Source organism: Acidimicrobiia bacterium (genome assembly GCA_029210695.1).
GTDB lineage: Bacteria > Actinomycetota > Acidimicrobiia > Spongiisociales > JAHEDJ01 > JAHEDJ01.
In genome coordinates this window covers 1-8,430 of sequence record JARGFH010000093.1, presented here as the reverse complement: position 1 = coordinate 8,430, position 8,430 = coordinate 1, and the positions used below count along the sequence as shown (strand labels likewise).

8 protein-coding genes are annotated in these 8,430 nt (G+C 62.8%); 5 read left to right on the top strand and 3 right to left on the bottom strand.

The features are described 5' to 3' along the window. Window positions 1-108: 108 nt before the first annotated feature. Together P1T08_17555 and P1T08_17550 are read right to left on the bottom strand one after the other, a co-directional pair. Window positions 109-1,077: a CvpA family protein gene (locus tag P1T08_17555; protein ID MDF1597889.1), complete on the bottom strand. Its 969-nt coding sequence runs from the start codon at window positions 1,075-1,077 to the stop codon at window positions 109-111. After that, window positions 1,077-1,787 (bottom strand): alanyl-tRNA editing protein, encoded by a 711-nt coding sequence (locus P1T08_17550; protein ID MDF1597888.1) that lies wholly within the window; start codon window positions 1,785-1,787, stop codon window positions 1,077-1,079. Before P1T08_17550 ends, P1T08_17555 begins: the two co-directional genes overlap by 1 nt. Window positions 1,788-1,964: 177 nt before the next feature. Between P1T08_17550 and P1T08_17545 the strand changes: the two genes are divergently transcribed. The 5 genes from P1T08_17545 (at window position 1,965) to P1T08_17525 (ending at window position 7,668) form a co-directional block, all read left to right on the top strand. Beyond that, a complete protein-coding gene (locus P1T08_17545; GenBank protein ID MDF1597887.1) occupies window positions 1,965-3,305 on the top strand; it encodes a branched-chain amino acid ABC transporter substrate-binding protein in 1,341 nt (446 codons plus the stop codon). A 61-nt stretch (window positions 3,306-3,366) separates the two neighbouring features. Then, window positions 3,367-4,461 carry a branched-chain amino acid ABC transporter permease gene (locus P1T08_17540; protein MDF1597886.1) on the top strand — a complete coding sequence of 365 codons (1,095 nt, stop codon included), beginning with the start codon at window positions 3,367-3,369 and terminating at the stop codon, window positions 4,459-4,461. Then, the gene (locus tag P1T08_17535; GenBank protein MDF1597885.1) at window positions 4,458-6,164 is read left to right on the top strand and encodes a branched-chain amino acid ABC transporter permease; all 1,707 of its coding nucleotides are present in this window, start codon (window positions 4,458-4,460) and stop codon (window positions 6,162-6,164) included. Before P1T08_17540 ends, P1T08_17535 begins: the two co-directional genes overlap by 4 nt. Then, complete coding sequence (locus tag P1T08_17530; protein MDF1597884.1) at window positions 6,161-6,949, top strand: ABC transporter ATP-binding protein; 789 nt, start codon at window positions 6,161-6,163, stop codon at window positions 6,947-6,949. Before P1T08_17535 ends, P1T08_17530 begins: the two co-directional genes overlap by 4 nt. After that, window positions 6,946-7,668 carry an ABC transporter ATP-binding protein gene (locus P1T08_17525; GenBank protein MDF1597883.1) on the top strand — a complete coding sequence of 241 codons (723 nt, stop codon included), beginning with the start codon at window positions 6,946-6,948 and terminating at the stop codon, window positions 7,666-7,668. Before P1T08_17530 ends, P1T08_17525 begins: the two co-directional genes overlap by 4 nt. 69 nt (window positions 7,669-7,737) lie before the next feature. On the opposite strand, the gene P1T08_17520 is transcribed toward P1T08_17525, so the two are convergent. Beyond that, window positions 7,738-8,403 carry an AI-2E family transporter gene (locus P1T08_17520; GenBank protein MDF1597882.1) on the bottom strand — a complete coding sequence of 222 codons (666 nt, stop codon included), beginning with the start codon at window positions 8,401-8,403 and terminating at the stop codon, window positions 7,738-7,740. Window positions 8,404-8,430 lie beyond the last annotated feature (27 nt).

Sequence of the window (8,430 nt, the reverse complement as noted above, 5' to 3'; positions counted from 1 at the left end):
ATCCGCAACGCTTCAGCAGTAGCAACCATCCCCCAACACTACACCGGTTCGCCATTTCAGCGACAGACCACTAGGTTCTACCTTGCCTCACGGACCGGTCAACTTTGGCTAGCCGCTGAATACTTGGACCACCATGAAGCCCAATGGACCCTTGATGGCGGCGATGCCCACACGGCGGAAGGTCGGCCGCACGATGTTCTCGTAATGGCCTGGGCTGTCCATCAAGCCCTCGTGCACTTGCGAGGGAGTCACCGCTAGGGCCAGGTTCTCACCGACGATCCGATACGGAATCCCGGCCGCTTCGACCCGATCGGCCACGGTGCCGGTGACGGGCGAGACATGGGAGAAGTAGCCGTTGGCGTACATCGCCCGGGCATGGCCGATCGCCACATCGGCCAGGGCATCTGACCAAGCCAGGGGATCGACGCCCGCCTCGATCCTCGAGAGGTTCACGAACTCGAAGATCTCGCGCGCCGCGTCCGGAGCGTCCTCGAGATCTTCGACGGGAACGGCGTCGAACTCGATCCGATCGTCCTCATCGAGGATGACTGATCGCTCACCGAGAACGTCCTCGAGGCTCAAGAGATTGGCCAGGATGTCGTCACCTGAGATCACCGTGAAGGCCCGGTGGGTCACGAAACCAGGATCGGTCAGCGCCGACGCTACGCGCGAGTTGTCGATGGACTCATGGGCAGACCCCGGGAGCGGGAGGACCTTGACCAGTGAAAGGATCAGTGTGGCGAGGAACAGCGCCCAGGCGAGTGCCAGGGCGCCGCCGAGCAACCGGTTGCTCAGGTTGAGCCCCGGCAGCCGGGCGACCTTGCTCAGGTAATGGCTCAATACGGTGGCGCCGAGGCCCACGATCAGGAAGACGGCCACGCCGCCCAGCAGCGGCGCGGTTGGATCGCTTACACCCGTGGTGGCCTCGACCACCTTGCCGGCCGGTCCGCTCAACCGGAAGGCGAGCGCCAGGCCGATCAGCATCCCGGCCAGATCCATCGCCTCTTTGACCAGACCGCGCATCCATCCCCTGACGAGGAGACCGGCGAAGTAGAGACCGAGAACGAAGTCGAGCATCAGTCGGCGAGTTCGATGCGGATTCGTTTGTTGGATTTACCTTTGCTCTCCGTCTTCGTGACGGCCACCCGACCCACCTCCCCGGTGGAGCGAACATGGGTCCCTCCATCGGCTTGTTTGTCGAGGCCTTCGATCTCGATGATCCGGATGGGGTCGATGAAATCGGGCAGGAGGTTCACCTTGGTTCGGATGAGATCAGGATCGGCCAGAGCCTCTAGACGCGGAAGGAAATGCACATGAACCGGCAGATCTCCGCCCAGTTCATCGTTCAGCACCCGCTCAACGTCGCGGCCGAAGTCCACTGAGATGGCGTCCAGCTCGAAGTCCATGCGCGCCGATCCGGGTTCCATGTTGCCGCCGGTCACCTTGGCGCCGAAGTCGCGCCAGATCACCGCAGACAGAGCGTGCAACGCGGTGTGTGTTCTCATCAGGAGGTGCCTTCGCTCCCAGTCGATCACCGCCTCAACGCTCATCCCGGCCTCGAGGTTCCCGCCCTCGATCCGGTGCAGCAGGAGTCCGCTTCGCTTGAAGGTATCCGACACCCGCACATCGCCGGCCGGAGTTCTCAGGATGCCGGTATCCCCGGGCTGCCCTCCACCGCGCGGGTAGAACACCGTGCGGTCGAGCACGACGCCGCCGTCTTGCATTTCCTCAACCACAGCATGCACGCGGCGCTGGTAAGCATCGGTAGCGGCTAGCTCTTCAGTCATCGGCACTCCTTCAGCCCGTCCGGGCAGCGTACCGCACCCCTGACGAATCCAGGCGAATAGGGCACTTCAGAGAACAACTGCTGCCCAGCGTGCCTAAACTCCTGCGTCACATCCTGCCCGGCAGGATCAACGGGAAGAAATCGGTACCGCCCGGCGGCACCGAAGGAGGAAATCAAATTGCGGAACAAAACATCCCTAGGAAAACTCGTTCTGCTGCTCATGGTCTTTTCGCTCATCGTTGCCGCTTGCGGCAGTGACAGCAGTGACACGACCGCGGGTGGCGGCAGCGACACGACCACAGGCGGCGGAGGCGGAGATGCCTCGGCAGTCTGCGACGCCGATCCGTTCGGTTGCGTGGAAGTTGGCAGCGGTGAAGCGATCACCATCGGCACATTGCTCGTCATTTCCGGTGCGAACGCCAGCTTGGGCCAGGACAGCCAGAACGGCGTAGTCATGGCCGCCGATTATCTCGACGGAACCTTTGACGGCGTCAACGGTGAGCTTCTCGGTCATCCGATCGCGTTCAACCATCAGGACGACGGTTGCTCGGCAGAGGGCGGACAGGCAGGCGCCCAGGCGCTCGCCGCCGACCCGAGCACGGTTGGTGTTATCGGCACCAGCTGCTCGAGCGCCGCGCTCGGCGTCGCCGATACGATCCTGAGCGACAAGGGCATCTCGATCATCTCGCCGTCCAATACCGGCCCGGCATTAACAACACCCGAAGAGCATCAGGCCTTCTACCTGCGCACCGCCCACAACGACAAATTGCAGGGTGCGGCGGTTGCGGAGTTCGCCTATAACGAACTCGGCGCACGGACCGCAGCCACGATCCACGATGGCAGCCCCTATGCCGACGGCCTTCAGGCCGTGTTCGCGGACACGTTCGAGGAACTCGGTGGCACGATCACCAAGAGAGAAGCCATCCAGGTGCAGGAAACCGACTACACGTCGGTGCTGACCTCGATCGCAGCCGATAGCCCGGACGTGCTCTACTTCCCGATCTTCGCCCCCGAAGGTGGACTCATCACCCAGCAGGCGCGCCAGATCGATGGCCTGGCTGATACCGAGCTGATCGGATCCGACGGCATGCTGTCGGCCGACTACGTGGCTGCGGCCGGTGAGGCCGTTGAAGGCGTCTACCTGTCCGGGCCCGACCTGTCCGCCTTCACCGGCGACCAGGACTTCTACGCAGGTGAGTTCAAGACGGCCTACCAGGAGCTGTGGGGTGGCGAACCGGCCGCGGCCTTCCACGCCCACTCCTACGACGCCGCCAACATGTTCTTCGACGCAATCAAGGCGGTAGCGATCGATGAAGGCGGGACTCTGTATATCCCGAGGACGGCGCTGAAGGATGCACTGTTCGCCACCTCCGGCGTCCAGGGCATCACCGGCACGCTGAACTGCAACGACCTCGGCGACTGCCAGTCCACGGCCACCATTGCCGTGTATCAGGTTGTTGATGGGAACTACGACACCAACAACCCGGTGTTCAGCAAAGTGGCGAGCCTCGATGGCTAGGACGATGTGATCCAGGGGGGGAAGCTCGGGAGCTTCCCCCCCTCCTCACACACCGACCCCCATGACCAGCCCCGACCCCACCCCCACCGAACAGTCGAGCCGCCGACTCAGATTCGAACGCATCCCGATGCGCCGCATCATCCTGATCGTGCTCAGCCTGTCGATCATCTACGGAGTGGTGGCGGGCAGCACCGCCACGTTGCGAGCCGGGGTCTTCACCGCGGAGGACTGGCAGTCGCTCTTGATCAACGGTCTGGCGCGGGGCAGTGTCTACGCCCTCATCGCCATCGGCTACACACTCGTCTACGGCATCCTCTTCATGATCAACTTCGCTCACGGCGAGGTCTTCATGTCGGGTGTCTACACCGCCTACTTCGTTGCCGTCGCCTTTGCCGGCAATGGCTTCCTGAACAGCAACCCGCTCATCGCCATCGCCATCCTGTTGCTGGTCTCGATGGCCGTATCCGTGTTCGTCGCGGTCATCCTCGAGCGACTCGCCTACCGGCCACTCCGTGGCGCCCCCCGGCTTGTACCCCTGATCACGGCCATCGGCGCCTCGTTCTTTCTTCAGTACACCTTCCGTGGCCTGTACGGCGCCAACGTCCGGGCGTACCCCAATATCGAGATCCTCCAGGGCAAGTGGACCATCTTCGGCATCGAGATGCTCAAGACGCAGGCCATCGTCATCGTGGCGGCGATGCTCCTCTGGGTCCTCCTCTACCTCTTCGTGGCTCGCACCAGAACCGGCCGCTCGATGCGGGCGGTCGGCGAAGACCGTGAGATCGCCTCGCTGATGGGCATCAACGTCGACCGGACGATCGTCGCCACCTTCGCCATCGGCGGCGCACTGGCCGGCGCCGCCGGCATTCTCTACGTATTTCTCTTCAACCAGGTGATCTTCACCATGGGCTTCCTGCCCGGCATCAAGGCCTTCACCGCCGCCGTGCTCGGCGGAATCGGCAGCATCACCGGAGCAGCACTCGGCGGACTGCTGCTCGGGATCCTCGAAGCGGTCGGACCCAACCTCTTCCTGACCGGTGCCAATGTCCCCTCTCCGAATCAGCTGCAACCGGTGATTGCGTTCGGCATCCTCGTGCTCGTCTTGATCTTCCTTCCCGGCGGATTCGTCGGTGCATCTGAGGAGAAGCGGGCATGAATCCGCCCTCGGCTCTCAAGCCCGGCCTCATCGGCGGAACGGTCGTCATCTATCTGGCGGCAATCGGCATGGTCGAGCGTTTTCAGGACCGCAACATCATCACCGGAGTCGTCGGACTCGGTGTTGTGCTGATCCTGCTCACATTTGCCATCGCCGCCTACACGGCCGCCCGGAAGGGCAAGACCCCACTGCCGACCGGAGCCCTGGTCGGACTCGTAGCCGGCGGCCTGGTTGCGCTCATCACGCTGGGCTTCGAAGGTCTCATCAACGCCGGCGTCGACGTGCGGGGCATGTTCGTCAGCATCACCCCCGGGCTGCTCGAAACGCTCGAATTCGGCCTCAACCCGGCGCTCGGCGCCATCGTCATGGCGCTGGCCGGTGGAGCCACCGGCCTAGTCGCCGGTGGCCTCGTCGGACTCAAGGACGAGCACCTCCGCTCCTCCGCCATATTCGCGGTCAGCATGATGTTGCTCGTGAGTCTCGGCGAGCCAATTCTGCGGGTAACGCTCGGAAACCTCGGCATACCAACCAACTGGCTCTACGAACTCGGTGGCCTCACCGTCGCCGGGACCATCATCACGGTGCTGGCCGGGTTCGGCATGCGCTGGTGGCTGACGGGACGCAAAGAGAAGCGGCAGGAGATCGCTGCCCACATGCCGGAGGGCACCCGGCGCACCTGGGGTCGCGCATCCCTGATCGCCTCCATCCTCGCTCTGATCGCCTTGCCCTGGGTGGTCGGACCGTTCGTGAGTGACGTGCTCGGCACCGTCGGGCTCTACGTCTTGCTGGGCCTCGGCCTCAACATCGTCGTCGGCTATGCCGGCCTACTCGATCTGGGTTATGTGGCGTTCTTCGCCGTCGGAGCCTATGCAGCTGCCATCTTCACCTCCCCCGCCTCGTTCCTGGTGACGGAGGAAGGGGAGACGTTCGCCGCGGCCGGGTTCACGAACATCTGGTTCGCGCTTCCGTTTGTCGTCATCATCGCCGTCGTCATCGGGGCCATGATCGGAGCACCCGTCCTGCGCTTGCGCGGCGACTACCTGGCAATTGTGACCCTTGGATTCGGTGAGATCATTCGCACGCTGGTGCTGTCCGACTGGCTGTCACCCTTCCTCGGTGGAGCGCAGGGGCTGACGAGGATTCCACCTGCACCGCCCGCATCGTTCGATCTTCGCAACCCGCAACACATCTACTACGTGATCCTCGCCTTCTGTTTCGTCGCCGCCTACATCTCATCCCGGCTCGTCGACTCACGCGTCGGGCGGGCCTGGGCGGCCATGCGGGAAGATGAGGACGTTGCCGAGGCCATGGGCATCAGCGTGGTCCGTTACAAGCTACTGGCCTTCGCAATGGGTGCCGGGGTCGGCAGCCTCGGCGGAGTGTTCTTCGCCGCCAAGATCGGATCGATCTTCCCCAACAGCTTCGGGCTCCAGGTCTCGATCAACGTGCTCGCCGTGATCATTCTGGGTGGCATCGGGTCGATTCCGGGCGTCATCGTCGGAGCAGCCGCCCTGGTCGGCTTGCCGGAGTTGCTCCGTGAGTTCGGCGAGTTCCGGCTGCTGATCTACGGTGCGATCCTCGTTGCAATCATGATCTTCCGGCCGGAGGGTCTGCTGCCCAACAAGCGCCGGCAGCGCGAGCTCCACGAAGGAGCGGGTCCCGCACCACCGGTCAAGCTCCCGGGAGGAGGGTCACCCGCATGAGCCACCTTCTGGAACTCGAGGGCGTTTCAAAACGATTCGGCGGCGTGCAAGCGGTCGACAGCGTCGACTTCTGGGCAGATCCCGGCGAGATCGTTGGGGTCATCGGCCCCAACGGTGCCGGCAAAACTACGCTGTTCAACATCGTCACCGGCTTCTACGCGCCGGATGCCGGCAAGATTCATTTCGACGGACACAACCTGGTAGGTCTCAAGCCCAATCAGATAACCAGGGTGGGGGTGTCGCGTACGTTTCAATCGGTGCGCCTGTTCGGGGCGATGACCGTCCTCGAGAATGCCATGGTCGGCCAGCACACCCGCACGAAGGCCGGCGTTTACGGAGCCTTATTGAATACCAAGCGTACGGCGAAAGAAGAGCAGAAAGTGCACTCGTCGGCGATCGACAGCCTCGCTTTCTTCGGCGACCGGTTGACGCCCCGAATCAACTCGCTCGCTTCTGAACTCGCCTATGCGGATCGCCGCCGCCTCGAGATCGCCAGGGCGATGGCAACAGAGCCGCAGCTTCTCCTCCTCGACGAACCGGCCGCCGGAATGAACCCGGCAGAGAAGGAAGGGCTGATCGAGTTGATCGGGCGCCTGCGGGATGTCAAGGGATATGCAATCGTCCTCATCGAACATGACATGCCGGTGATCAAGGGTGTCTCCGATCGAGTAGTTGCACTGGACTACGGCAAAAAGATCGCAGACGGCACCTACGAAGAGGTCGCCGCCAACCAACAGGTCATCGAGGCATACCTCGGGAAGGCCGGATCGGAGGAGCAGGCATGAGCGAAGCCATTCTCAGCCTCCGTCACGTCAGCGCCTCCTACGGGCCGGTGCGCGCCCTCGAAGACATCTCGATCGACGTGAACGAGAACGAGATCGTATGCCTGCTCGGCTCCAACGCGGCCGGGAAGTCGACCACTCTTCGAACGATTCTCGGTATGACTCGAGCGAATGCGGGTGAGATCATCTTCGACGGCGAACGGATCGAACACCTGACCACTCCGGAAATCGTCAGCCGCGGGTTGACGATGGTACCGGAGAATCGCCGCTTGTTCGGCAAGATGACCGTGAGGGAGAACCTCGAGATCGGGGCGAATCTGCGGGACAACAAGAAGGAGATCCAGGAGGACATCGAGCGGGTGTTCCGGCTATTCCCCCGCCTCAAAGAACGCATCCGTCAGCGGGCAGGAACATTGTCGGGAGGCGAACAGCAGATGCTGGCGATCGGCCGGGCGTTGACCGCCAGGCCAAAGGTCCTCCTACTCGATGAGCCGTCGATGGGTCTGGCACCGATCCTCGTGGAGCAGGTGTTCGAGACGATCGAGGAGATCAACTCCCAGGGTACGACGATCTTTGTCGTCGAACAGAATGCCCACATGGCCCTCTCGATCGCCGACCGCGGATACGTTCTCCAGACGGGATCCATCGTGCTCTCTGATACGGCGGCCAACCTGCTCGAGCACCCTCAGTTGTCAGACGCATATCTTGGGGAGATGGAGTAGGCCGACCTCCAGCGGGTCACAAGTATCCCTTCCGGCTCGACTGAGACGAGACGGGGGTACGGACGGTATCTACCCGGACTCCTCCGAACTCGTTTTGTCGTTGCGATCATCCGGCACGCCGTGGGATTGGTGAGACACATCGCCCCGCGACACCTGCATGTCGCGAATCCGCTGCAGCCGCCCCAGCAGTTTCTCGGCCGAAGGCGGCTCGTACTCCTGAATGACCGCTTCCGTTGCTTCGTCCCATGACTGGCCGAGCACCCGTGTCCGCCACAGGTGAGCGACAATGATTTTGATCAGGGCGACCGTCGGGACCGCTACCAGCACCCCGATCAGACCCGCCACCGAACCACCAACGAGCAGCGCCAGAATGATCAGCGCCGGGTGGAGCTTCACCGTGGCGCGCAGAATGATCGGGCTGATGAAATGGTTGTCGATCTGTTGCACGATGATCATTGCGACGGCGGCCCAGAATGCCATCCGCCAGTCTCCGAGAGCTAACGAAACGGCCACCGCCAGGATCCCACCGGAGGTCGGGCCGACGAATGGCACCAGATTGAGCAGGCCGGTGATCGCCCCGACGATGAGCCAAAGGGGCAAGCCGATGATCCAGAGGGCGAAACTGGTGAGAACCCCAACGATGAGGGCGACGAGTAGCTGACCGCGTACAAAACCGCCGAGAGCCTTTGTATCGCCCTGGGATTCTTGGAGACTCTTTACCTTGGAAGCGAGGATGGAGTTATGTCAAAGAAACTGCAGGCG